Genomic DNA, 23057 nt, shown 5'->3' with positions numbered 1-23057 from the left:
CGACACCACTTCAGACAGGCGTCAAGCTTGTGTAGAACTTTCCCGCCCTCCGTAGTGGTCCGCGAGCCGGTCATGGGTCCATCGGCCGTTTCCGATCACCAGCCGGTACCGCAGCCGCAGGGTGTCGTCCGTCGCCAGGGTGAGCGGGCGGTAGAAGGCCAGGGACGGGTTCACCACCGGGTACGGCTCGGTCCGCACGAACCACCGTGCGTCCGCAACCGGTGTGTCGTTGAGGAACAGCAAAGTGGACTGACGGTCCACTTCGTCGTGGGTGCCGATGTAGGCCAGCCAGTCCGCCTGGGTGCCCATGGGATCGTCCGGCCCGGTGGACGCGAGGACGGTGCCGCCGGTGAAGTCGCGTGGGCCGCGCCAGAAGAACCCGCAGTAGCCGGCCAGTTCCCGGCCGAACACCGTGGGGCTGCCGAACTCCAGCTCCGCGCCGCGCACGTTGCGCAGGTCGAAACCGAGTTCCAGGACCCAGAAGTCGTCGCCTCGGTGGTACGCGATGGTCCGGGTCTCCTCGATCCACGTCTCGCCCGCGGCCGTCACCCAGTCCACCCGCTCCACCCCGGGCCGCACGAAACCCTGGTGCCGCAAGGAACCCACGTTCGGCCGCAGCTGGTAGCCCTGGCCGCGCACCCACGACACACCGCCCCAGAAGTTCTGCCCGGACAGGTGCGACGCGGTCATCGCCAGGCCCTTGTGCCAACGGTGGTCGTGCGGCCGGTAGCCGGTGACCACGTCGCCCGCGAGTGTCCTGATCGGATGGAAACTCGGGCAGGGACACTCGACCGCCGCGACGTCCGGCCGGTAGGTGTACGTGAACAGCCGGACACCCTCGGCGGTGAGTATCAACGCCTCGCCGTCATCCCGCAGCTCCATCCGGCGAGTGTAACCCGATCCGGTGAACGCGCCCGGCCGTGTTGTCCACAGTGGATTACGTTCGGTCCGACCGGGTAAACCTGGCCGAAATACCGAAGGGAGCTGGCTGGCATGCAGTCAACGAATCTGGCGGCCGTGGACATCGGGGCGGGGCTCACCGACGCGTGGCGGGCCATCGTCACCTTCGTGCCCAAACTGCTCGCGTTCCTGGTGATCCTGCTCATCGGGATCATCGTCGGCCGGATACTGGCCAAGGCGGTGGCCAAGATCCTCGAACGGATCGGCTTCGACCGGGTGGTCGAACGCGGCGCGCTGAAACAGGCGATGGCCAGGTCGAGTTACTCCGCGTCCGACGTCGTCGCGAAGATCGTCTACTACGCCATCGTGTTGATGACCCTGCAGATCGCGTTCAACGTGTGGGGTCCCAACCCCGTGTCGGATCTGCTCACCGCCGTGGTGGCCTGGCTGCCGCGCCTGATCATCGCGATCGTCATCGTGGTCGTCGCGGCCGCGATCGCCAGCGCGGTGAAGGACCTGATCACCAACACCATGAGCGGCCTGTCGTACGGGCGCGCGGTGGCCACCATCGCCTCGGTGTTCATCCTGGCGCTTGGCGTGATCGCCGCCCTGAACCAGATCGGCGTGGCCACCACGGTCACCACCCCGGTGCTGATCGCCGTCCTGGCCACGATCGGCGGCATCGCGATCGTCGGTGTCGGCGGCGGCCTGATGCGCCCGATGCAGCAGCGCTGGGAGCAGTGGCTCGACAAAGCGGAACACGAGATCCCGCGCATGCGCGAAACCATGGAAGCCCACAACGGCGAACCCGGCCGAGCCATGGCCCGCGCCGGCGCCGGTGCGATGGACAACCAGGCCGAGAACAGCGGCCCGCCCACCGACCAGTTCCCGGCCGCCGGCAACGGGACGACCGGGCGCCCAACCGACGAGCCGCCCAAGAACTGACACCGCGGCCCTGCCAGTCAGGGAGGCGGTCCGGCGGAAAGAGCCCGGACCGCCTCCCCACCACCGGTAGCTGGGATACTCAGCCCTGTGGGTGAACGTTCGTGGGTCGACGTGCCGGTCGGTGTCCGGGCCCACCAGTGGATGACCGTGCCCGCGGCGAAGCGGGTCCTGGTCATCGCGCACAACCTGACCACGGTGACCCGGCTAATGGACGTGCTCAGCGTGTTCGACTCGGACTTCCGGGTGCAGGTGGTGGTCAGTTGGAGCGGGACGGACCCGTTCACCCTCGGTCTCGACGACTTCATGCGGCGGCTCGGCGTGGTCACCATTCCGTGGGAGCAGGCGTTGCGGACCGAGTTCGACCTGGCGATCGCCGCCAGCCATCACGGCGGCGGACTCACTGAGATCAACGCCCCCGTGGCGATCATGTCGCACGGAATTGGATACACTAAATACTCGCCGGGAAATCGGAAATCGGAAATCGGAAATCGGAAATCGGTGAACGGCCAGCGGCAAACGTTTGGCCTGTCCCCGCAATGGCTGCTCTACGACGGCCAGCCGATCGCCGAAGCCCTGGTGTTCTCCCATCCCGAGCAGGTGGCGCGACTGGAACGGGACGTTCCCGAGGCCGCGCACACCGCTGTCATCGCCGGCGATCCGTGTTATGACCGGATGCTCGCCAGTCTTGGCCTGCGCCGGCATTACCGGCGGCTGTTGGGTGCTGATGACCGGAAAGTCGTGACGGTGTCGTCGACATGGTCCGACGGTTCGTTGCTGGGTTCGTGGCCGGAATTGTTGCGTAGTCTTCTCGCTGAGTTACCGATTGACGAATACCAGGTGGTGGCGTTCGCGCATCCGAACGCGTGGGCGGCGCACGGGCCGTGGCAGATTCGGACCTGGTTGGCTGACTGTCTGCGGGCCGGTTTGGTGCTGGTGCCGCCCGCGGAGGGGTGGCGGGCGGCGTTGATCGCGGCGGACGTTGTCGTCGGTGATCACGGCGCCACCACGACGTATGCCGCCGCCATCGGCCGCCCGGTGCTGCTCGCCGCGTTCCCGGACGACGACGTGGTCGCCGAGTCCGCGGTGGGTCTGCTCGGTCGCCTTGCCGGCCGGTTGGACCGCCGCCGGCCGTTGCGTGCCCAGCTCGACCGGGCTGTGTCGGTGCCCGAGGTCCGTGACCTGGTGACGGCCGTGCCGGGCGAGTCGACCCGGCTCCTGCGTGCGCTGTTCTACCGGCTGATGGGCCTCTCCGAGCCGCCGACCGAACCGGTCACCGCCCGGATATCCGACTCCGGGTTGACCGCGCGGCCGGCCCCGACGGCCGTCTCCGCCCACGTCACCCTGGACATCCCGAACGGCCAAGCGACCATGGTCCGGTACCCCGCCGAGATCCAGCCGGCCGCCGGCACGCACCTGATGGTCCACATCGGACATCCACAGCGGACACTCCGGGCCAACGCGGACATCCTCGGCACCGACCACGAAGACCCCACGGACCTCCTGGCCGCCCACCCCGGCTGTGCCATGGTGGCGACCCCGGACGGCACGCTGACCACCCGCGACGGCAGGCACATCGACGTCGGGAACCCCGACTACGCCCCGGTGATCCAGGCCTGGCTGGACTCAGGCGAACCGTTGCCCACGACCATCACCGTCAACGGGACGCCGGTTCACCCGAGTTCCTCCGCGAGCGGGAACTCCCCCAGCTCGCGGTAGATCGCCGCGGCCCGACGACGCAGCACCAGAGCCGTGTCCGGGTCCACCAGCCGCGCCAACGACACCAGGCCGTCGGCGAGCAGCGACCGGGCATGCGCCTGGGTGAAGAGCTCCACCGCCCGCTCCAGCAACGGCCTTGCTTGCGTGGGCGGCAGGATCCGGCTGAGGTTCTCCTTGACCCGGCCGGTGTTGACCGCGTCGCCTGTGGTCTCGAAGTACGTCTCGGCCTGGCGAAGGTTCGCCAGAGCCTGGTCGACCGCGCCGGTTTTGGTCTGCACCCGGCCGGTGTGCATGCGCAGCAGCATGAGCGCGCGTTCTCGCCGGTCCGGGTCCGGTACCTGTTCGGCGAACACTCGTGACCGGTCGAAGAAGTCGAGCGCGGTGTCGTGGTCGCCGAGTCCGTCGGACACGATTCCCAGCCACTCCAAGTTGCTTTCCTGGCCGAGCACGTCCTGGATCTCCTCGGCCAGCACCAGCGAACGCTCGAACTGCGCCCGCGCCTCGGCGAACTCGCGCAGCTTCTCGTGTCGCGTACCGATCTCGTTGTGCATGCGCATGGCGACCTTCTTGTCGCCCAACCGCAACGCGGCGGCCGCACCCAACCTGTGGGTGGTGATCATGTCGTCGTTCCGGTCGGTGTTGTAGTACCAGGCCCACAATGCTTCGCAGAAGGCGGGAATCACGTCGTCGGCGGACAGTTCTTCGGCGGCGAGCACCGCGGCGAGCATGTTGGTGCCCTCCAGCTTGAACTCGGCCAACGCCCGCGGCACCGCACCCTCGCCGTCGAACAGGCGAGGGACCTGCGTGAAGATGTCCGCCGCCCACCACCGCCGGGTGATCACCTTGGCGAGCCCGACCGCCCGTCGCAGGTACCAGTCGATGGCCCGGCCGGCCGCGCCCGGTTCGTCCTCGGATCGACGGGCGTGCGCGCCGATCAGGGAGTGGAAGCCGTAGCGGTCGCCGAGCCGGCGCAGCAAGTTGGCTTCCGCCAACGCTTCCAGCAGGTCCTCGGCGTCGGGTACGCCCAGCATCGCCGCTGCCACCTCGGCGCCGAACTCCGGCCCGAAGTGCCGCCCGAGGACCCGGTAGGCGCGCTGCTCGTCCGGCGTCAGCTCCTGGTAGGACAGGTCAAGGAGCTGGTCGACGACTTCAAGCGCGGCGTCGATGCGCGCGACGAGAGCGGGCACGGACCGCCGGCGCAGTCGGTTCGCGGCCAGCTCCAGCGCGAGCGGGAGCCCGCCGCACCTGGTCAGCAGCGTGCCCACCCCGGGCTCGGCGGCCAGTCCGTCCTTTTCGGACAACGTGGACACGAGCGCCAGTGCGTGGTCGTCGGCCAGCGGCTCCAGGACGATCTCGCGGAACGTCCCAGTGTCGAACATCAACTGCTTGCGGCTCGTCACGATGACCTTGCACGACTCCGACGACGGGAGCAACGCGCGCACCTGGGCCATGGTGTCCGCGTCGTCGAGCACGATCAGCATCCGCCGGTCGCGCGTCGCCGACCGGAACACGTTGCCCATCTGCTGCTCGCGCTCCGGCGGCTTGGCCACCCCGAGGAGTTCGAGAAAGTGCTGCAACACCTCCGCGGGAGTGGCCGGGGCCCGCGTTGATCCGCCCAGGTCGTAGTACAGCTGGCCGTCCGGGAACAGCTCGGCCGAACGGTAGCCGAACTCGACGGCTGCCGTGGTCTTGCCGACCCCGGGCTGGCCGGTCAGGAAGACGTGCCTGGTGGCGGCGTTGAACCCGCGGTACTCGTCGCCCCGGTCGACGAACAGGGACGGCCGTGCCGGCAACAACCGTGGCACATCAAGCATCGGGCAAAGGTATCAAGTCACGTGCCGGCGCAGCAGTTCGGCGGCGGTGTCGGCGCCGGCCGTGAGCCTGCTACGAATCGCCGCGACGGCGGCCCGCACCCGCTGATCAGTGGCTAGGCGCTCGACCGTCGCGCGCAGACCCGCCAGCCCGGGGTCCAACTGGACTCCGACCCCCAGGGCGACCAGTTGGCGGGCGACCAGGAACTGGTCACCGGCCCGAGGTGTCACCACCATCGGCACACCGGACGCCAGGGCCTCCAGCGCCGAGTTCATCCCGCCGTGCGTCAGAAACACCGTGCTGTGCCGTAACAACGCGAGCTGCGGCACGGTTCGGCGGGCGATGACGTTCGCCGGCAGCGGCCCCAGCTCGCCGGGATCCACCCGGCCGGTGGCCATCACCACCACCCATTCGGTGTCCCCGAACGCGGCCGCGACGGCCCGGAAGAACGCCGGCCGGCGGGCGAACACCGTGCCCGGCGACACGGCCAGGGTCGGTCCACTGTGGATGGCGGGCCAGGGCAGGTCGCCGGCTTCCGGTTCGCGGTCCCGCAGCAGCGGGCCGACGAACCGGACCTCGGCGCCGAGGCTGTCGCGGGCCGGCTGTGTCTCCGGCAGGCTGTTGACCAGCACCAGGTCCCGCCGGTGCCGCCGGACCCGCGGATGCAGCCGGAACAACGGCCGCGGCACCGTGACCCGGTATCGCGACGACATCCACTCGGCCATGACGTGCTCGTTCGTGGCGAATGTGGTGCTGAACAGGACGGTCGGCAACGCGACCCGGCGCGCGGCTCGCTCAGCCCACGCCGCCATCGGGTCCGTCACCACCAGATCCGGCCTGGCCCGCGTGAACTCGCTCGCCAGCAGCCGGCTGGCACCCCAGTTCGCCGCCACCCGCCGGGCGAGAACGAGCGACCGCGTCACGCCCGCGAAGCCGTCCGGCACGTGTACATCGAAGTCGACAGGCAGCCGGATGACCTGGGCGCCGACCCGGGTCATGGCCGCCGCGTACGCACGGCCGACCAGGACCCGGACCCGTTCGCCGCTGTCCACCAGCCGCGCGACGACCGGCAGCATGGGGTTGACGTGCCCGTGGGCGGAGTAGGGGACGAAGAAGAACTCCGCCACTACGGCAGCATCTCCAGATAGTGCGCGTTGTACATCACCCCAAGGATATTGCCGAACGGGTCCACCACGGACGCGGTCACGAACCCCTCGCCGCGCTCCCGGATCGGGTCGTGCTCCTTGGCACCCATCTCTAGCAGGCGTTCCATCGCCGCGTTGACGTCGTCGACCGCCCAGTACGTGACCACGCCGCCCAGCCCGGCGGGATGCGGCCGGTACTTCCCGTCGACGATGCCCAGTTCGTCCTGGCGGTCGCCGATCCGGAACTCGATGTAGCCGCCGTCCCGCTCGAAGTAAGGTGCAACACCGAGAAGCTCGGTGTACCACCTCTTGGCCTCGGCCAGGTCGTCCGCGAACAGGCTGATCGTGCACATGCCTCGCAACATCTCGTCCTCCGTCGATTCGGTGTTGAGGACGATCCTGCCGGCTAAAGTGCTCACCAACTGAGCACTTTTCCTGCGAGACTTCCGACATGCGCGCCGACAGGTTGGTAGCCGTCTTGCTGTTGATGCAGTCGCGCGGTCGGGTGACGGCCGCCGAGGTGGCCGAGGAACTCGAGGTCTCGGTGGCGACCGCTCGCCGCGACCTGGAGGCACTCTCGACAGCCGGCATCCCGGTGTATCCGCAGTCCGGCCGGGGTGGCGGGTGGTCGCTGCTCGGCGGGGCCCGCACCGACCTCAGCGGACTCACCGCGACCGAGGCCCAGGCGCTGTTCCTGCTGGTCGGCCCGGCCGCCGCGGTCGCGCCGGAGGCCAAGGCGGCGTTGCGCAAGCTCGTCCGCGCGCTGCCCGACACGTTCCGGCCGACGGCCGAGGCCGCCGCCAACGCGGTCGTCATCGACCCGGCCACCTGGGGCGATCCCGACCGGCAGCGACCGGTGCACCTGGGCAGTCTCCAGTCGGCGGTGATCCACCGCCGCCAGGTGCACATCACCTACCAGGACCGGCGGCGACTGGTCGACCCGTGGGGCCTGATCGACAAACACCAGGTCTGGTACCTGATCGCCGGCACCCCGAACGGCCGGCGGACGTTCCGGCTCGACCGGGTGACCGGCGTCGAACCCACGGATCTGCCCGGCGACCGTCCGGACGACTTCGATCTCGCCCAAGCCTGGGACGAGGTGGTGGCCGAGATGGAACAGCGGCGATCCACGGTCGCGGCCACCGTCCTGATCGAGGAGAGGTACGTTCGTGTCCTGCGCGATCAGTTCGGCCGGCACTGCGAGGTCGAAGCCATCGAACCGGACGGTCGAGCCCGGGTCCGCGTGGCGGCGCACATGCCGATCGGCATCGCCCAACACCTAGCCGGCTGGGGCGCGCTGGTCGAAGTGGTCGACTCCGAACCGGTCAAAGCCGAACTGGCCCGCCTCGGCACCGAACTCGTCGCCCGCTACGTCAGCGGGTGAAGAAGATCATCGGGTTGTCTGTTCCGCTATGGATCGGCTCGGTCAGATCAAGCCGCGCACGCGCCCACATGATCTCCTCGTACGCGTCCGGTGCGGCTTTCCTCGCGGACGTGAAGTACGGGATGTTGTTCTCCTGGAGCCAGCGCAGCACGACCGGCCCTTCGCTCAGCGGCATCGCACGACGGCCATGGAAGACGTCGTGCACGCTCACCGGCGTCCCGGCCGTTATCCGGGAGAACACCGAGGCCGTGTACCACCGCGCGAACGGGGCTGTGTGCGCCGCGTCCACGAACAGGTAGCCGATATCCGACGGCAGCAGCGCGTTCCGGACGTCGCCGTGCACGAAGGTCCACCGCGTGGCGAGATCCCTGGGCACGGCGTAGCGCGCGTGGTCGACCACGTCGTACGAGAACAGCTGCCCACTTCCGTTGTCCCGCAAGGCATGCAGGATCCACGAGGTGGACCATCCGTGCAGTGCGCCGATCTCCACGACGGACTCCGGCCGGGCCGCCCGCATCCGCAGGTACGTGATCTCCGCTTCGATGTCGTCGAGCTGGGCCTTCATTCCCGTGCCGTGCAAGGCCCGTTGCGCGGTACGGACCGCGCGCAGGTCGTCCAGGTACTTCTCGTACAGCGCGACGACGGAGTCGACAGTGAGCGGCCCCTGGTTGGTGTGCAACGTGATCTCCCCTGTTGGTTCGTGACTTGATCACGATCCCAACGGGGAGCACGTCTCAGACAGCCAGAGCGCCCCCAGCGCCGCCTGGGGGACAGCCCCCAGTCAGTCACATCAGGCGTCGTACGCCAGGTTCGGCCGCAGCCAGCGCTCGACCTCCGCCTTGGGCAGACCGCGCCGGGCGGTGTAGTCGTCGATCTGGTCCTTGTCGACCCGGCCGACGGTGAAGTACCGGGACTCCGGGTGGGCGAAGATCAGGCCGCTGACGCTGGCCGCCGGGGTCATCGCGAACGACGTGGTCAGGGCCATCCCGAGGTCGGTGGCGCCGAGCAGGTCGAACAGGTCCTGCTTGAGGCTGTGGTCCGGGCTGGCCGGATAGCCGAGGGCCGGCCGGATGCCCCGGAACCGCTCCGCGTGCAGGTCCTCCATCGCGGGCTGGGCGTCCGGCTCGAACCAGTCGCGACGCGCCCGCAGGTGGATGTACTCGGCGAACGCCTCGGCGAGCCGGTCGGCCAACGCCTTGACCATGATCGCCCGGTAGTCGTCGTTGCGCTCCTCGTACGTGGCCGCGAGGTCCTCGGCGCCGTGCACCGCCACCGCGAAGCCGCCCAGGTGGTCGCCCGCCGGGGCGATGTAGTCGGCCAGGCAGCGGTTCGCCCGGCCGGTCGGCTTCTCGGTCTGCTGGCGCAGCATCGGGAAGCGCACGCCGTTATCGAGCAGGATGTCGTCGCCCTCCGAGTGCGCCGGCCAGTAGGCGTACGCGCCGGCCGCGTGGAACTGGTCGTTGGCGATGATCTGGTCCAACAGCGTGTTCGCGTCGTCGTAGAGTTCGCGGGCCACCGGCTGGTCCAGGATCGCCGGGAACTTGCCCTTCAGCTCCCAGGCCAGGAACAGGAACTGCCAGTCGATCATCTCGCGCAGCTCGGCGATGGCCGGCCGGACCACCCGGACCCCGGTGAACGCCGGGGTCGGCAGGTCCTCGAACGAGACCTTCTCGCGGTTGGCGCGCGCCTGCCCGATCGTCAACAACTTCTTCTGCTGGCGGCCGTGGTGCTGCTCCCGCAGCCGCTCCTGGTCCGCGAAGTTGTTCTGGGCCAACGTCTCCGCGCGGACCGGGTCGAGCAGGTCGGACACCACGCCGACCACCCGGGACGCGTCGAGCACGTGCACGGTCGCCTTGTCGTAGGCGGGGGCGATCTTGACCGCGGTGTGCTGGCGGGACGTGGTCGCGCCACCGATCAGCAGCGGCAGCTTCAGCCCGCGGCGCTGCATCTCCGCCGCGACCGAGACCATCTCGTCCAGCGACGGCGTGATCAGCCCGGACAGGCCGACCGCGTCCGCGCCCTCGGCCACCGCGGTGTCCAGGATGACCGACGCGGGCACCATCACGCCGAGGTCGATGACCTCGTAGTTGTTGCAGCCCAACACCACGCCGACGATGTTCTTGCCGATGTCGTGCACGTCGCCCTTGACGGTCGCGAGCACGACCTTGCCGTTGCCCCGGGAGACGTCGACGTGCCCCTCCAGGCGCATCCGTTCCTTCTCCTCCTCCATGTACGGCTCGAGGTAGGCAACGGACCGCTTCATCACGCGCGCGCTCTTGACGACCTGGGGCAGGAACATCTTGCCGGAGCCGAACAGGTCGCCGACGATCTTCATGCCGTCCATCAGCGGGCCCTCGATCACCTGCAGGGGACGGTCCTTGAGCTGCCGTGCCTCCTCGGTGTCGTCTTCGATGTAGTCGACGATGCCGTGCACCAGCGCGTGCGACAGGCGCTCCTCGACCGTGCCCTCGCGCCACGACAGGTCCACGACCCGCTGCTTGCCCTTGCCACTCACCGTCTCGGCGAAGCTGACCAGCCGGTCGGTCGCGTCCTCGCGGCGGTTGAACAGCACGTCCTCGACCAGTTCGAGCAGGTCCTTGGGGATGTCCTCGTACACAGCCAACTGGCCGGCGTTGACGATGCCCATGTCCAGCCCGGCGCGCACGGCGTACAGCAGGAACGCGGAGTGCATCGCCTCACGGACGACGTCGTTGCCACGGAAGGAGAACGACAGGTTCGAGATACCGCCGCTGATCCGGACACCCGGACAGCGTTCCTTGATCCGCGGCAGCGCGTCGAGGAACGCCTTCGCGTAGTCGTTGTGCTCGGCGATGCCCGTGGCGACCGCGAGGACGTTCGGGTCGAAGATGATGTCCTCGGCCGGGAACCCCACTCGCTGGGTCAGCAGGTCGTAGGCGCGTCCGCAGATCTCCACCCTGCGGTCGGCGTTGTCGGCCTGGCCCTGCTCGTCGAACGCCATCACGACCGCGCCCGCGCCGTAGTCGCGGATCCGGCGGGCGTGCTCCAGGAAGACCTCCTCGCCCTCCTTGAGGCTGATCGAGTTCACCACGCCCTTGCCCTGCACGCACTTCAGGCCTGCTTCGAGCACGGTCCAGCGGGAGCTGTCGATCATCACCGGGATCCTGGCGACCTCGGGCTCGGTGGCGATCAGGTTCAGGAACGTGACCATGGCGCGCTCGCTGTCGAGCAGGTCGGCGTCCATGTTCACGTCCAGCAGGTTCGCGCCGCCGCGGACCTGTTCGAGCGCCACGTCCACCGCGGTCTGGTGGTCGTCGCCCTCGATCAGCCGGCGGAACTTGGCCGAGCCGGTGACGTTGGTGCGTTCACCGATCATCACGAAGCCGGTGTCCTTGCCGATGGAGAACGGCTCCAGCCCACTGAACCGGGTCGCGTGCGGCGGGTTGGCGACCTCACGCCGCTGCTTGTCCTTCATGACGTCGGCGATCGCCTTGATGTGCGCGGGCGTCGTCCCGCAGCAGCCACCGACCGCGTTGACCATGCCCGCGTCGGCGAACTCGCCGACCAAGGCGCTGGTCTCGGCCGGCGTCTCGTCGTAGCCGCCGAACGCGTTCGGCAGGCCGGCGTTCGGGTGGCAGGCGACGTACGTGTCGGCGAACCGGGCCAGGTCCGCGACGTGCGGCCGCATCTCCGCCGCACCCAGCGAGCAGTTCACACCCACGACCAGGGGTTTCGAGTGCTCGATCGAGCTCCAGAACGCCTCGACCGTCTGCCCGGACAGGGTGCGGCCGGACAGGTCGACGATGGTCACCGAGATCCACATCGGGAGGTGCGGCGCGACCTCACGGGCCGCGGCGATCGCGGCCTTGCAGTTGAGCGTGTCGAAGATCGTCTCGATCATGAGCAGGTCGACGCCGCCCTCGGCCAGCGCCTGGATCTGCTCCGCGTAAGTGTCCCGGACCTGGTCGAACGTGACCGCGCGGTACGACGGGTCCTCCACCCGCGGCGACAGCGACAGGGTGACGTTCAGCGGGCCGATCGAGCCGGCGACGTACCGGCCGCCCGCCTCGTCAGCGGCCTGCCTGGCCAGCTGGGCGCCCTGCAGGTTCATGTCCCGCACCAGGCTCTGCAGGCCGTAGTCGGCCTGGCCGATGCCGGTCGCGGTGAACGTGTTCGTCGTGGTGATGTCCGCGCCCGCGGCGAGATACTGCCGGTGCACATCGAGAATGACGTCCGGCCGCGTGATGTTCAGCAGGTCGGGGTCGCCCGTCACGTCGTGCGTGTGGTTGTCGAAGCGGCCGCCGCGGTAGTCCTCGGGGGTGAGCTTGGCGTTCTGGAGCATCGTGCCCCAGGCGCCGTCGAGCACGACGATCCGCTGGTCCAGCAGCTCTTGCAAGGACTTCACCAGGCAACCCTCCCACGAATAGGAGGCGCCCTTGTTCGGTGGTGTACAGCCGAGCGTGGCGGGCGTCACGCCCGTTGCAGCGCCTCTCGACCTTTCGAAAGGTTACCCGGTGCCCGCCTGATGTGTGGTCAGCAGTTGTGCCGCCGCGGCGCCTGCCGCCCGGGTCGGCCAGTGCCTGTCCGCTGACCTGAGGATTCGCTGGTAGCTCAGCAAATGACGGTCTCTCAGACCGCTCTCCTCCACAGTTGGGTGTCCCATGATGTGAGAGCGGCTGGACAGCCACCCCGATCGCGACCCCAGTCCCCCGGCCGTCCTATCCGGACTTGTCCGCGACCCCTACCCACGGCTGCTAGGTTGCGCGCGTGGCAACGATATCCCGCGATCCCGACCGGCTTGTCCTGTTCACCGACGCGGTGGCCGCGATCGCGATCACCCTGCTCGTCCTGCCCCTGGTGGACCTGGCGCGCGAGCCCAAGGCGCACGCGATCGAGCTGATCACCGAGAACTGGACGCCGATCCTGAGCTTCCTGCTCAGCTTCGCGGTGATCGCGCGGCTCTGGCTGGTGCACCACCGGATGTTCCAGCACGTCCGGGCCTACACCCCGGCGCTGGTGGTGTGGAACATGGTCTGGTTGTTCACCGTCGTCGTGCTGCCGTTCCCCACCGAGATGATCAACCAGCCCGGGTCGACGGACCCGTTCCCGCCGGTGTTCTACCTCTGCACGATCCTCGCCAGCAGCGTCTGCCAGACCGTGCTGGTCTGGATCATCGACCGCAACCCGGACATCCAGGTCGAGGACAACAAGCTGAAACCGTCGGCGGTGGTCAGCGCGGTCAGCGCGACCGGCCTGTTGCTCGCCGGCCTGATCCTGTTGATCGCGGTGCCGCAGGTGCGTTACTACGCGCTGTTGTCCTTGCTGCTGAACCGATTCGTCGTGATGGCGGTGCAACGCCTCCGCCCGACCTAAGCCCGGATCGTCATCCGGGACACCAGATCGCCGTCCACCCGGAACATGAAGTGGCTGGGGCCGTTGAACCCGTTGCCGCCGACCTGCGCGGTGACGACCGTTTCGCCGTCGTCGCGCTCCGTGGAGCTGTCGACGTCCAGGCTGACCTGCTTGCCGATGAACTCGGCGTCGCTCCAGCCGCGGATCTTCTCGGCGCCACGGAACTCACGGCCCCAGTCGTCCACCACACCGTCCTGAGTGAACCCCGCGAGGAAACCGTCGATGTCGTTGGCGTTGACCGCGTCGAGCAGTACTTGCACGGGCTTGGGAATCATGTCCGGATGCTAACCCGGCACCCGCGTCCGCGCAGTTCAGGCCAGCGGGCCGAACACGAGGGTGCCAGGTGCGGCCGCGTTGTCACCCGCCCAGAACTCGTACCACAGTTCGCGGAACTCCGAACGGGACAGTCGGCCGTCGCCGTCGCCGTCCAGCAACGGGAAGACCGTGTCGGTGTCGGTGTCCACGCCGCGCCAGGCCTCGATCATCTGGCGGTACTCGCCCGCGTCCACCAGTCCGTCGGCGTTCTCGTCGGCCACGGTGAACATGGCGTCCGCGGTGGCTTCGACGACGTCGGTCATGGTGGGCAGCCGGTCGACCACCGACAGCACCTCATCGAACGTGACCTTGTTGTCCCGGTCCAGGTCGGACGCGGCCAGCAGGGTCGCCCACCAGCCCATCATCACCGACCGCACGGCGGCGTCCGGGGTGCCGCGCAACTCCAGCCACCGGTCGGTCAGGGCCACGAAGTCGGACTCGGTCAGGAAACCGTCGGCGTCCGCGTCCATCGCCGTGAACACGGTCGTGATCTTGCGTCGCTGCAGATCGCTCGTCACGCGCCCACGATAGGCTGAACGACCTAGCGTTCCTATCGGCCATTCGGGTTCCCGGTCCCGCCCCGTCCCCGGGGCGGGACCGGAAGGTCACACCGTGATCTTGTCGACGTTCGGGCCGCCGTTGGCGGTCGTCGCGGTCGCCTTGATCTTGTTGGCACCGGCGGACAACGTGACGTGCACGGTCACCGTCTTCCAGGTGTCCCAGTTAGTTGTGGACGCGAAGGCCACGTTCGTCGCCACCACGGTCCCGTTCACCGCGATGGTCATCGGCCGGTTCGTGGTCGTGCCGTTGGAGAACCGGATGACGACGTCCGCGCCACCCGCGGCGGACGCGTTCACCGTCCACTCCACCGCGCTGCCGGTGACGTTGTCGTAGTTGACGAAGCCGGTCCCGGTGTAGCCGGCGTGGTTGGACTCGACCGCGCCCTGGGTGACGACCGCGTCCTCGGCCTGGTAGTCGACCGGGCCGCCACCGCCACCGGACGTGGTGGCGCTGATCTGGTTGCTCTGCCCGGAGTTGTTACCCGCCGCGTCATGCGCCCGCACGGTGAACGTGTGGGTGCTCGACGCCGCCAGGCCCGACACCGTCGCCGTGGTGCCCGAGACCGTCGGTCCCTGCGCGCCGTCGACGAACACGTCGTAGCCGGTCACGCCCACGTTGTCGGTGGACGCGTCCCATGCCAGCGACACGCTGCTGGCCGTGACGCCGGTGCTGTGCAGGTTCGCCGGCACGGTCGGCGCCTGGTTGTCACCGCCTCCGCCGCCGGCCGGGATGGTCTGCGTCCCGGAGTTCCAGCCGGCGACCCGCACCGATGGCGCGGCGCCCTTGAGGTCCGCCGTCCGGTAGGTGGCCCTCAGCGTGGTCGACTCACCGGGCCAGAGGCTGACCTCGTTGTCGTTCCACGTGATCGGCAGCACCGGCGCACCGCCCGCGCCGACGACGTGAGTGTCCACATAGAACGCCGGCACCTTGCCCGACGAGGTGTTGCGCAAGGTGACGGACGTGGTCGTGGTGCCGTCGGCGTTGTTCGTGGAACTCGCGGTCGCGCCGACCGTGACCTGAGCCATGCCCTTCAGCCCGGACAGGTCCGCGTAGGACGACGTGGGCACGAAGTACCAGTCGTTGCCGGCCCAGTCGATCACGTCCTGCTTGGTGGACAACCAGTACACGTTCCGGCTGACCTCGGTGCCGGACGAGTCGGCCAGCGTCAGCTTCACCAGGTACGTGGTGGACAGGCCGCTGATCGCCGGGATGGTGAGCGCGGTCGCCTTGGCGCCGTCACCGTTCACGGACAAGGTCTTGCTCTGGTTGAACTTCTCCGTACCGTCCATGTTGTACACCTTGGCGGTCGCGGTGAGGTTGCTTGCCGCCGCGTGGTTCTGGTTGACCACGACGACCGACTGGTTGTCGTACGAGTACTGGACGTGCAACGGCTCGTTGGCCTTCTTGGCGCCGAAGTAGGCGCCGTTCTGGTCCAGGTAGTAGTCGAACAGCTGCCAGTGCAGTGACGTCCAGCCGCTGTTGAGCATCCAGTAGATGAGCCCGGTCGACGGGTTCGAGCCGTCGGTGAAGTTGCGGTTGTGCGACTCGAACTCCGCCCGCACGTTCTCGTACTGCGCCAGTTGGGCCTTGCGGACGAAGTCGTCCAGGTTCGCCGCGTTGCCGTACCGACCGTTCAACGCGTCGCCGAACAGCTTCAGGTTGTTGAACGTCGTCGACTGCGACCGGTGGTACTGGGCGGTGGACGGGCTGCTCCACATCGTGTTCAGCTCGCTCGGCGACATCATCCGGTTGAGCGTGTCCATGGTCGGGATGTCCGGGCCCGCGCTGGTCTCGGAGTTGAAGTTCCACGCGCCGCCCGCGTCACTGTGCGCCTTGTCGTACCAGTAGCCGGGCGGGATCCAGTCGTACGGGCCGTTCATCTTCATGCCCGAGTTGCCCAGCTTCGGCGACGGCTTCGCGGACGCGGCCGGCACGACCGGGTTCGGCCAGTCCGCCGCGCTCAACGCGTCCAGGTAGTTCTTCTCGATGGTCGCGTCCGGGGCGAAGTCGCTGCCGATCAGGAACGAGATCACGCTCGGGTGGTCGCGCAGCCGCTCGGCCTCGCCGGTCATCGACGCCTTGGCGACCGGGTAGTCCGCGGCGGTCCACTTGTCGCCGGGCTCGCTGCCGTTGACCTGGCCCTCCCACTTGTCGCAGCACTCCCAGCCGGGCAGGGTCAGCACGCCGTACTGGTCGGCCAGGTCGAAGAACTCGTCCGGCTCGATGTGGCCCTCCAGCCGGACCGTGTTGAGACCCAGGTTCAGCACGTACTTGAGCTTGTCCGACACGTACTGCTGGTTCCAGCGCAGGAACAGGTCCGGCGACCAGCCACCGCCTTTGACCAGCAACGGCCGCCCGTTGATCGTGTACGACCGGCCGCCGCTGGAGTTGAGGGTCGCGGTCACGTTCCGGACCCCGAACCGAGTGTGCGACACATCCGATTCGGTGCCGGAGACCGCCGCGCTGATGTCCAAGTTGTACAGTGGTTGACCACCCATTCCGGCCGGCCACCACACATTCGGGTTGTCGATGCCGACGTTGCCGAACGTGACGGTCTTCTTCTCCTTGGCGGCCAAGGAAACCGTCTGCGTGATGGGGACGCCCGCGACCGTGCCCGAGACGGTCGTCGACACCGCTGCGGTGGAGTCGTTGCGGACGTCGGCCTTCACGGTCAGGTCCACGTGCCCCAAGTTGGTCGCCAGCTTGGTGACCACATGCGCGCCGCGCACCGCCACCGGGCCGCTGCGGCGCACTAGGACGTCCCGCACGATGCCCATGTTCTGGTCCGGCGGGGTCTGCGCCCAGTCGATCCAGCCCATGGTCAGGTTCTTGTTCGGATCGTTCGGGTACACCTTGAACGCGACGCTGTTGGCGCCCGCGTGCACCTGGGCGGTGACGTCCAGGTCGTGCCGGGTGTAGGCGCCGGTCACCGCGTCCTTGTTGGCGACCAGGGTGCCGTTGACCCACACGTCGGCCATCGACAGCACGCCACTGAAGTCCAGGTACGTGCGTTGTCCGGTGTCGTCCAGGGTGACGTCGGTCCGGTACCACCACGGCACCGAGAAGTCGGCCTTGGGCACGTCCTTCATCCGGGTGGAGTAGAACGGGTCCGGGTGGACACCGTTCCGCAGCAGCCCGGCGTACACGGTCGACCGGGCCGAGACCGGGTACCACCCGGCCGTCGGGAACCCGGGCTTCGACACCGCCGAGTCGTCCGAGACCTGCTTCGAGCTCTGGATGAGATAGCCGGGAAGTGCGGTGGCGGTGCCGGCGGCACGCACCGCGACCGACGGTTGCGCGATCGCGGCCGGGGCCGCGGCCACACCGCAGGCCGCGGCGACCACCGCGCCGATAGTCAGTATTCGCAGGGGGATCCGGGGTCTCACAGGCGCGCCTCCTCGGGCACCACGCGGCGGCGGAGTGGCAAGGATAATTGTTAGGGAACTTTCCTAACTATTACGGGCATGATAGCCGCCCGGGTGCCCGAGAACAATGCCGCTACCGCTCGGTCAGGAGCCGTCGCCCAGGTTCGCGGCGAACCCGCCGAGTTGCTGGTCGAGTACGCCGTGGCCGCCGTCGGCCCGGACGATCTGGCCGGTGACCGCGACACCCGGTTCGGCCAGGGTGACGATCACCTGGGCGATGTCCTCGGGCTCCAGGATCCGGCCGGACACCGACCGGTCGCTCAGGTACGTCAGCAGCGAGCCGTTGAAGACGTCGGCGGTGGCGTCAGTCCGTACCGCTCCGGCCGCGACGGTGTTGACGGTGATGCCGTGACGGCCCGCGTCGGCGGCGACGTGCTGGCTGAACAGGTTGAGCGCGGATTTGGCGATCGAGTGGGCCATGACGGTGCCGACGTGGTCGGCGGCTGTGCTCGACACGTACACGATCCGTCCGGACCGTTGGGCGCGCATGAGCGGCAGCACGCGTTGGGTCAGGTGGTAGGCGCCGGCCAGTTCGCCGTTGATCTTTCCGGCGAACGCGTCCCAGGAGAGCGCCTCGAACGGTTCGAACGGGGGCATGACTGTGTTGGCGTTGCAGATCAGGACGTCCAGGGTGGTGAACCGGCCGACGAGGTCCGCGACCTGGTCGGCGTCGGTCACGTCGGCCTGGATCGCCTCGGCGGTGCCGCCGTCCGCCTCGATGTCGGCGACGACCCGCTGCGCGGCGGCTTTGTTGGCGAGGTAGTTGACGATCACGTGGTATCCGCGCCGGCCGAGTTCGCGTGCGGTCGCCGCGCCGATTCCGCGGCCGGCGCCGCTGATGAGTGCTGTCCGAGTCATGGCGCTGACATTAGGATTTGAGCTTTCTTTTGGTAAGGACATACCTTCAGGTAAGCTCAGTGCGTGAAGGCTAGCGAGCTGATGGGATGGGACGCGTCGACCCCGGTGGGTGACGTATACAACAGTGAATGCCCCGGCCAGATGATCGTCGAGCACGTGACCAGCCGGTGGGCGCCGCTGATCGTGACCGCGCTCCTCGACGGGCAGCTGCGGTTCTTCGAGCTGCGCGACAAGATCGGCGGCATCACCGAGAAGGTGCTGTCGCAGAAGCTGCGCACGCTCGTCCGGGACGGCCTGATCGAGCGCACAGTCGAACCGTCCACCCCGCCGAAGGTCAGCTACGCGCTCAGCGACCTCGGGGAAAGCCTGGCCCAGCACCTGACCGGGCTGTTCGGCTGGATCGTGGCGAACGGGTCAGCGATCCTGGCCGCCCAGCAGGAGCACGACGCTACCCAACGTTGACGCGCAGCGCGGTGACTCGTTGGGCGGCGTTGTTGAACGTCGCGCTGTCGAGCGTGCCGGAGCTGAGTCCGTTCGCGAGAGCGGTCACGGCGTCTTCGCCCTGCGTGACGTTCCGCGCCGAACACAGCACCAGGTCGATCCCACCTTTGGCGGCCAGCACTGTGCGTTGCCCGGTCGTGCCGTACGCCTGGAGCGCGCCGGCTTCAATCGCGTCGGAGATGGTCACACCCAGGAACCCGACGCGACCGCGGAGCTCGTTCTGGATCACAGTGGGTGACAGCCCCGCCGGCAGCGACCCGTCCAACGCCGGGTAGACCGCCCAGGACAGCATGACGAGCTTGGCACCCGCGGTGTACGGCTTCTCGTCCACACCGCGCAAAGTGGACAGTGGCACGTTCAGGGTGACCGGCCCGTTGTCGGTGTTCTGCTGCGCGGACGCGGACCCCAGGCCCGGGAAGTGTTTCCCGGTCGCGGCCACACCGGTGATCTTCTGCTGCGCGTTGACGAACTCGCGGCCGAGCGTCTGCACCACCGACGGGTCCTGGCTGTACGAGCGTTGGAACTGGTCCAGGAAGTCACCGGGTTGGCGGTAGACGTCCAGCACCGGCGCGAGATTGACGTTCATCCCGGCGCCGCGCAGGTTCTCCCCCGCCGTCGTGCCGGCCTCCTCAGCGGCCGGAATGGGATCGGCGGACTGGCCGATCTGCTTCTCCGACAACGCGGGCGCGCCAGGCAGCCGGCGGACCAACCCGCCTTCCTGATCGGTCATCATCAGCAGCGGCGCCTTCACCGGACTCTGCTGGTTGGCCGCGGCGAACTGGTCGATCACCGAGTGGACCTGGCTCGCGCTGCTGATGTTCTCCTTGAAGAAGATCACCCCGGCGACCTCGCCGTTCCGAATGTCCCGCAGCAGCGAAGCCGGCGGCGTCAGCCCCGCGTACGAGTAGATGACCCGCTGTCCGGCCAGTTGGCGCGGGGTGAGCGTGGCGACTTTGGCGGGCGAGACGGCGAACGCGGCGAGGACGGTGGTGAACAGGGTCGCGATGAGCTTGGCCATCGGCACTCCTTCCGCCTCGCGTCACTCTAACGGGATGACTAGTGTCGCGTCAGTGACAAGCGCACAACTGCTCATCGACGCTTTCGGTCGGGTCCGTGACGTGGTGCACGAGGTCGTCGACGGACTGACGGCCGAGCAGCTCGCGTACCGGGTCGACGAGGACGCCAACTCGATCGCCTGGCTGGTCTGGCACCTTACCCGGATCCAGGACGACCACATCGCCGAAGTCGCGGACACCGCCCAGGTGTGGACGGCGAAGGGGTGGTTCGACCGGTTCGGGCTGCCGCTCGACCCGACCGACACCGGCTACGGCCACACCAGCGACCAGGTCGCCCAGGTCCGGGTCCCGGCCGGCGACCTGCTGACCGGCTACCACGACGAGGTGTACGCGGAGACGGTCGCGTACATCAAGGACCTGCGGGACGACGACATGCCGCGGATCGTGGACTACAACTGGGACCCGCCGGTCACCCTGGGTGTCCGCCTGATCAGCGTCATCTCCGACGACCTCCAGCACGCCGGCCAAGCCGCCATCGTCAAGGGGATCCTGCCTTAGTCAAGCAATTCCAGGTCCGGGGGCACCAGGGTGGTGGACGTGACGAGTTCCTTGAACAGGTTCTCGTTCAACGCGTTGCCGACCGGTTCGTCCAGTTCCTCGCGGCGCAGCCCGAAGACACCGCCTCTGGACAGCCGGTCGCGCACGTCCGCCACGATGTGCTCGACCTTCTTCGCGGTCCACTTCTCCGCCGGCTCGAGTTCCATCAGCTGGTCGGCCGCGCGTTGGCGGGCCAGCGGCTGAGGGTGCGCCTCATGCAGCAGGTACCGCTGGCCGACGACCACCAGGACCAACCGTTCCTGATCACTCAGCCGCCACCGCTGCGGCGGCTGGGTCACGGCGCCGTGCAGCAGTGGCGGCTGGCCGCCGTCGGCGTCGGCGACGTACAGCTCCAGCAGGTGTTCCCGGGACGCTGACCCGCGCAGGAACAACGGTGTGTACCCGGTGGCGAGCGGGACCGGGTCGCCTTCCTTGTGCAGCATCAGTGAGTTCGGCAGCCGGATCGGGGTCTGGCCGGTGTTCGCGACCCACCACTGCCCGCCCTGGTGGGTCAGCAGGCCGTGCTGGCGACTCACCCGCAGGTCGTCCTCGCCGACGCACACGTCCACCGACGGCCGGTTGCGCCCGAACCGCACGGGCCCGTCCGTCGGCAACGCCATCACGCCGCCGGTGACGGCCAACGCGCTCAGCGCGCCAGGACGGGACTGGACGCCACGCGCCAAGCTTCCTCTGAGGTTCAGAACTTGAGGGCTCACGTCGGTCAGCGTCCTCCTTACTGCCCGGGAGGGGTCCCTGGACAGGGTAGCGATCGGTAATGATGTTGCGTTGTGAGCGTTGAGGCGTCGGTCGACGAGGTGACGTTCCGGGTGCCGGACGACGGCCCGGTTCTCGCCGGTATGCGCCTGTTGCCCGCTTTGTCCCTCGACGCTTCGACTGAGTTCGAGCACGTGGACGGCGTCTGGACGCGCACGCTGAAACGTCCGCCCGTGTGGCGGATGGAGTACAAGCTCCAACTGCGCCATCGGGACGGCGGCACCGAGGAGATCTGCGACCCGGACAATCCGCTACGGGCACCCGGCGCGTTCGGCGACAAGTCGGTGGTCGAGTTCCCCGACTACCAGGCCCCGGCCTGGCTCGGCGCAGACCCGGTTCCCGGCTCGTACGTCCAGGTCACGCCCCAAGTGAGTGTCTGGTCCCCCGGCGACCCCGACGAGCCCCTACCGTTGCTGGTGGCCCACGACGGACCCGAGTACGACCGGCTCGCCGCGCTCACCCGGTACACGGCCACCCACCTCCGGCACCGCGTCGCCCTGCTGCAACCAGGCGACCGCAACGACGAGTACTCGGCCAATCCCACATACCCCCGGAGCCTGGCCGGCGTGATCACCGCGGTACGGCGGGCGGTCGCGGTACGAGGTCCCGTTGTCGGCATGGGGGCGAGTCTGGGCGGTTTGGCGATGCTGCACGCCCAACGACGGCGCCCTGGCTTGTTCGGCGGGCTGTTCCTGCAGTCCGCGTCGTTCTTCACCCGCCGGCTCGACCCACAGGAGCAGGGGTTCGCCTGGTTCCCCCGGGTCGTCCGGTTCGCCGGGAACATCGGCCGCGGACAGCCCGTGCCGGTCACGCTCACGTGCGGGCTGGCCGAGGAGAACCTGGCGAACAACCGGCGGATGGCCGAGGTGCTGCGGCGCCGGGGATATCCCGTGCGGCTGGTGGAGAACCCGGACGCGCACAACTATGTGGGGTGGCGCGACGCGTGGGAGCCCGCGCTCACCGATCTGCTGCAGGAGGTGTGGGATGCGACGTGAGCACGTCGACCTGCCGGGCGGCACAGTGATCGCGTACGGCCACTACGGCCGTCCGTTCCTGGTGTTCCCGGCCGAGCAGGGCCGGGCGTGGGACTTCGAGAACAACGGCATGGTCTCGGCGGTCACGGACCTGGTCAACGCCGGCCGCGTGAAGCTCTACTGCGTCGACTCCCGAGACTCGGCGACCTGGTCCAACCGGGACATCCCCCTGGAGGAACGCGCCCGCCGGCACGGCGACTACGAGACGTGGATCCATCGGCAGGTCCTGCCGTTCATCTACGCCGACTGCGACGGCCGGCAGGATGTCGGCACGATCGGGTGCTCGTTGGGCGCGTTCCATTCGGTGCTGTTCGCGTTGCGGCGGGCCGACCTCTTCCCGTTGGCCATGGGCTTCTCCGGCAGCTACGACCCGTCGACCTGGTACGGCTGGGGCGACCGCGGCGACGCCATGTACTTCGCGAACCCGATGGACTTCGTCCCGAACCTGCACGGCGACCACCTCGCGTGGTTACAGTCCCGGCTCTCGGTCCTGTTGGTCGTCGGCCAGGGCCAGTGGGAGGACACCACGGGCTCGTTGCGCTCCACCCGGCATTTCGCGGGTGTGTTGCAAGGCAAGGGATTGCGTTGCGAACTCGACGTGTGGGGCCATGACGTCCCGCACGACTGGCCGTCCTGGCGAGCCCAGCTCGCCCATCACCTGCCCCGGTTTTGCTGAGGAGGAC

General features: G+C 68.5%; 20 protein-coding genes and 1 riboswitch. Of the genes, 8 read left to right on the top strand and 12 right to left on the bottom strand.

Annotated features, from left to right (window positions below; genetic code table 11):
* Positions 1-21: 21 nt before the first annotated feature.
* Positions 22-882, bottom strand: coding sequence for a DUF6807 domain-containing protein (locus EV192_RS34475; protein WP_132122778.1), 861 nt, complete (start codon positions 880-882; stop codon positions 22-24).
* Positions 883-993: 111 nt separating this feature from the next.
* Between EV192_RS34475 and EV192_RS34470 the strand changes: the two genes are divergently transcribed.
* Both EV192_RS34470 and EV192_RS34465 read left to right on the top strand, forming a co-directional pair.
* Positions 994-1845 (top strand): mechanosensitive ion channel family protein, encoded by an 852-nt coding sequence (locus EV192_RS34470; protein WP_132122777.1) that lies wholly within the window; start codon positions 994-996, stop codon positions 1843-1845.
* A gap of 87 nt (positions 1846-1932) precedes the next feature.
* On the top strand, positions 1933-3561 hold the full coding sequence (locus EV192_RS34465) for a hypothetical protein (protein WP_132122776.1): 1629 nt from the start codon (positions 1933-1935) through the stop codon (positions 3559-3561).
* Here EV192_RS34465 and EV192_RS34460 read toward each other — a convergent pair.
* The 3 genes from EV192_RS34460 to EV192_RS34450 are packed head-to-tail and all read right to left on the bottom strand — an operon-like array spanning position 3516 to position 6883.
* A complete protein-coding gene (locus EV192_RS34460; RefSeq protein ID WP_132122775.1) occupies positions 3516-5375 on the bottom strand; it encodes an AAA family ATPase in 1860 nt (619 codons plus the stop codon). The genes EV192_RS34465 and EV192_RS34460 overlap by 46 nt on opposite strands.
* A gap of 12 nt (positions 5376-5387) precedes the next feature.
* Positions 5388-6500, bottom strand: a complete 1113-nt coding sequence (locus tag EV192_RS34455) for a nucleotide disphospho-sugar-binding domain-containing protein (protein WP_132122774.1) — start codon at positions 6498-6500, stop codon at positions 5388-5390.
* Complete coding sequence (locus EV192_RS34450) at positions 6500-6883, bottom strand: VOC family protein (RefSeq protein WP_132123016.1); 384 nt, start codon at positions 6881-6883, stop codon at positions 6500-6502. The genes EV192_RS34455 and EV192_RS34450 overlap by 1 nt, the downstream gene beginning before the upstream one ends.
* An 86-nt stretch (positions 6884-6969) precedes the next feature.
* Here EV192_RS34450 and EV192_RS34445 point away from each other — a divergent pair, with 86 nt between their 5' ends.
* Positions 6970-7902 (top strand): helix-turn-helix transcriptional regulator, encoded by a 933-nt coding sequence (locus tag EV192_RS34445; RefSeq protein ID WP_132122773.1) that lies wholly within the window; start codon positions 6970-6972, stop codon positions 7900-7902.
* Here EV192_RS34445 and EV192_RS34440 read toward each other — a convergent pair.
* The gene (locus EV192_RS34440; RefSeq protein ID WP_132122772.1) at positions 7892-8581 is read right to left on the bottom strand and encodes a class I SAM-dependent methyltransferase; all 690 of its coding nucleotides are present in this window, start codon (positions 8579-8581) and stop codon (positions 7892-7894) included. The genes EV192_RS34445 and EV192_RS34440 overlap by 11 nt on opposite strands.
* Positions 8582-8692: 111 nt before the next feature.
* On the bottom strand, positions 8693-12286 hold the full coding sequence (gene metH, locus EV192_RS34435; protein WP_424923412.1) for a methionine synthase: 3594 nt from the start codon (positions 12284-12286) through the stop codon (positions 8693-8695).
* 16 nt (positions 12287-12302) lie between these two features.
* Positions 12303-12380: riboswitch (S-adenosyl-L-homocysteine riboswitch) on the bottom strand.
* Between the two features lie 268 nt (positions 12381-12648).
* Between metH and EV192_RS34430 the strand changes: the two genes are divergently transcribed.
* Positions 12649-13254, top strand: a complete 606-nt coding sequence (locus tag EV192_RS34430; protein WP_243727253.1) for a TMEM175 family protein — start codon at positions 12649-12651, stop codon at positions 13252-13254.
* On the opposite strand, the gene EV192_RS34425 is transcribed toward EV192_RS34430, so the two are convergent.
* The 4 genes from EV192_RS34425 to EV192_RS34410 form a co-directional block, all read right to left on the bottom strand.
* The gene (locus tag EV192_RS34425) at positions 13251-13568 is read right to left on the bottom strand and encodes a nuclear transport factor 2 family protein (RefSeq protein WP_132122770.1); all 318 of its coding nucleotides are present in this window, start codon (positions 13566-13568) and stop codon (positions 13251-13253) included. The two genes, EV192_RS34430 and EV192_RS34425, sit on opposite strands and share 4 nt — an antisense overlap.
* Positions 13569-13604: 36 nt before the next feature.
* Entirely contained in the window at positions 13605-14126 is a 522-nt protein-coding gene (locus EV192_RS34420; RefSeq protein WP_132122769.1) for an EF-hand domain-containing protein, read from the bottom strand.
* An 87-nt stretch (positions 14127-14213) separates the two neighbouring features.
* Positions 14214-17513, bottom strand: coding sequence for a glycosyl hydrolase 2 galactose-binding domain-containing protein (locus EV192_RS34415; protein WP_424923415.1), 3300 nt, complete (start codon positions 17511-17513; stop codon positions 14214-14216).
* 165 nt (positions 17514-17678) lie between these two features.
* The gene (locus EV192_RS34410) at positions 17679-18452 is read right to left on the bottom strand and encodes an SDR family oxidoreductase (RefSeq protein ID WP_132122768.1); all 774 of its coding nucleotides are present in this window, start codon (positions 18450-18452) and stop codon (positions 17679-17681) included.
* A gap of 63 nt (positions 18453-18515) precedes the next feature.
* Here EV192_RS34410 and EV192_RS34405 point away from each other — a divergent pair, with 63 nt between their 5' ends.
* Positions 18516-18914, top strand: coding sequence for a winged helix-turn-helix transcriptional regulator (locus EV192_RS34405; RefSeq protein WP_243727252.1), 399 nt, complete (start codon positions 18516-18518; stop codon positions 18912-18914).
* Here EV192_RS34405 and EV192_RS34400 read toward each other — a convergent pair.
* Positions 18901-19971 (bottom strand): glycoside hydrolase family 3 N-terminal domain-containing protein, encoded by a 1071-nt coding sequence (locus tag EV192_RS34400; protein ID WP_132122767.1) that lies wholly within the window; start codon positions 19969-19971, stop codon positions 18901-18903. The two genes, EV192_RS34405 and EV192_RS34400, sit on opposite strands and share 14 nt — an antisense overlap.
* A 52-nt stretch (positions 19972-20023) precedes the next feature.
* Here EV192_RS34400 and EV192_RS34395 point away from each other — a divergent pair, with 52 nt between their 5' ends.
* Complete coding sequence (locus EV192_RS34395; protein WP_279494727.1) at positions 20024-20527, top strand: mycothiol transferase; 504 nt, start codon at positions 20024-20026, stop codon at positions 20525-20527.
* Here EV192_RS34395 and EV192_RS34390 read toward each other — a convergent pair.
* On the bottom strand, positions 20524-21282 hold the full coding sequence (locus EV192_RS34390; protein ID WP_243727251.1) for an FHA domain-containing protein: 759 nt from the start codon (positions 21280-21282) through the stop codon (positions 20524-20526). The two genes, EV192_RS34395 and EV192_RS34390, sit on opposite strands and share 4 nt — an antisense overlap.
* A gap of 72 nt (positions 21283-21354) precedes the next feature.
* Between EV192_RS34390 and EV192_RS34385 the strand changes: the two genes are divergently transcribed.
* Both EV192_RS34385 and EV192_RS34380 read left to right on the top strand, forming a co-directional pair.
* The gene (locus EV192_RS34385; RefSeq protein ID WP_207926361.1) at positions 21355-22335 is read left to right on the top strand and encodes an alpha/beta hydrolase; all 981 of its coding nucleotides are present in this window, start codon (positions 21355-21357) and stop codon (positions 22333-22335) included.
* Positions 22325-23050: an esterase family protein gene (locus EV192_RS34380; protein ID WP_132122765.1), complete on the top strand. Its 726-nt coding sequence runs from the start codon at positions 22325-22327 to the stop codon at positions 23048-23050. The genes EV192_RS34385 and EV192_RS34380 overlap by 11 nt, the downstream gene beginning before the upstream one ends.
* Positions 23051-23057: the final 7 nt, after the last annotated feature.

The sequence above is a fragment of the Actinocrispum wychmicini genome (genome assembly GCF_004345645.1).
Lineage (GTDB): Bacteria > Actinomycetota > Actinomycetes > Mycobacteriales > Pseudonocardiaceae > Kibdelosporangium > Kibdelosporangium wychmicini.
The sequence above is the reverse complement of the archived record's forward strand: the minus strand, read 5'-3'. Positions and strand labels throughout refer to the sequence as shown.

What these genes read in the sequence shown, in the direction of transcription:
- EV192_RS34450 (WP_132123016.1), bottom strand. Translation starts at nt 6,883, where the DNA reads ATGTTGCGAGGCATGTGCACGATCAGCCTGTTCGCGGACGACCTGGCC.
- EV192_RS34410 (WP_132122768.1), bottom strand. Translation starts at nt 18,452, where the DNA reads ATGACTCGGACAGCACTCATCAGCGGCGCCGGCCGCGGAATCGGCGCG.
- EV192_RS34380 (WP_132122765.1), top strand. Translation starts at nt 22,325, where the DNA reads ATGCGACGTGAGCACGTCGACCTGCCGGGCGGCACAGTGATCGCGTAC.
- EV192_RS34475 (WP_132122778.1), bottom strand. Translation starts at nt 882, where the DNA reads ATGGAGCTGCGGGATGACGGCGAGGCGTTGATACTCACCGCCGAGGGT.
- EV192_RS34470 (WP_132122777.1), top strand. Translation starts at nt 994, where the DNA reads ATGCAGTCAACGAATCTGGCGGCCGTGGACATCGGGGCGGGGCTCACC.
- EV192_RS34425 (WP_132122770.1), bottom strand. Translation starts at nt 13,568, where the DNA reads ATGATTCCCAAGCCCGTGCAAGTACTGCTCGACGCGGTCAACGCCAAC.
- EV192_RS34460 (WP_132122775.1), bottom strand. Translation starts at nt 5,375, where the DNA reads ATGCTTGATGTGCCACGGTTGTTGCCGGCACGGCCGTCCCTGTTCGTC.
- EV192_RS34445 (WP_132122773.1), top strand. Translation starts at nt 6,970, where the DNA reads ATGCGCGCCGACAGGTTGGTAGCCGTCTTGCTGTTGATGCAGTCGCGC.
- EV192_RS34400 (WP_132122767.1), bottom strand. Translation starts at nt 19,971, where the DNA reads ATGGCCAAGCTCATCGCGACCCTGTTCACCACCGTCCTCGCCGCGTTC.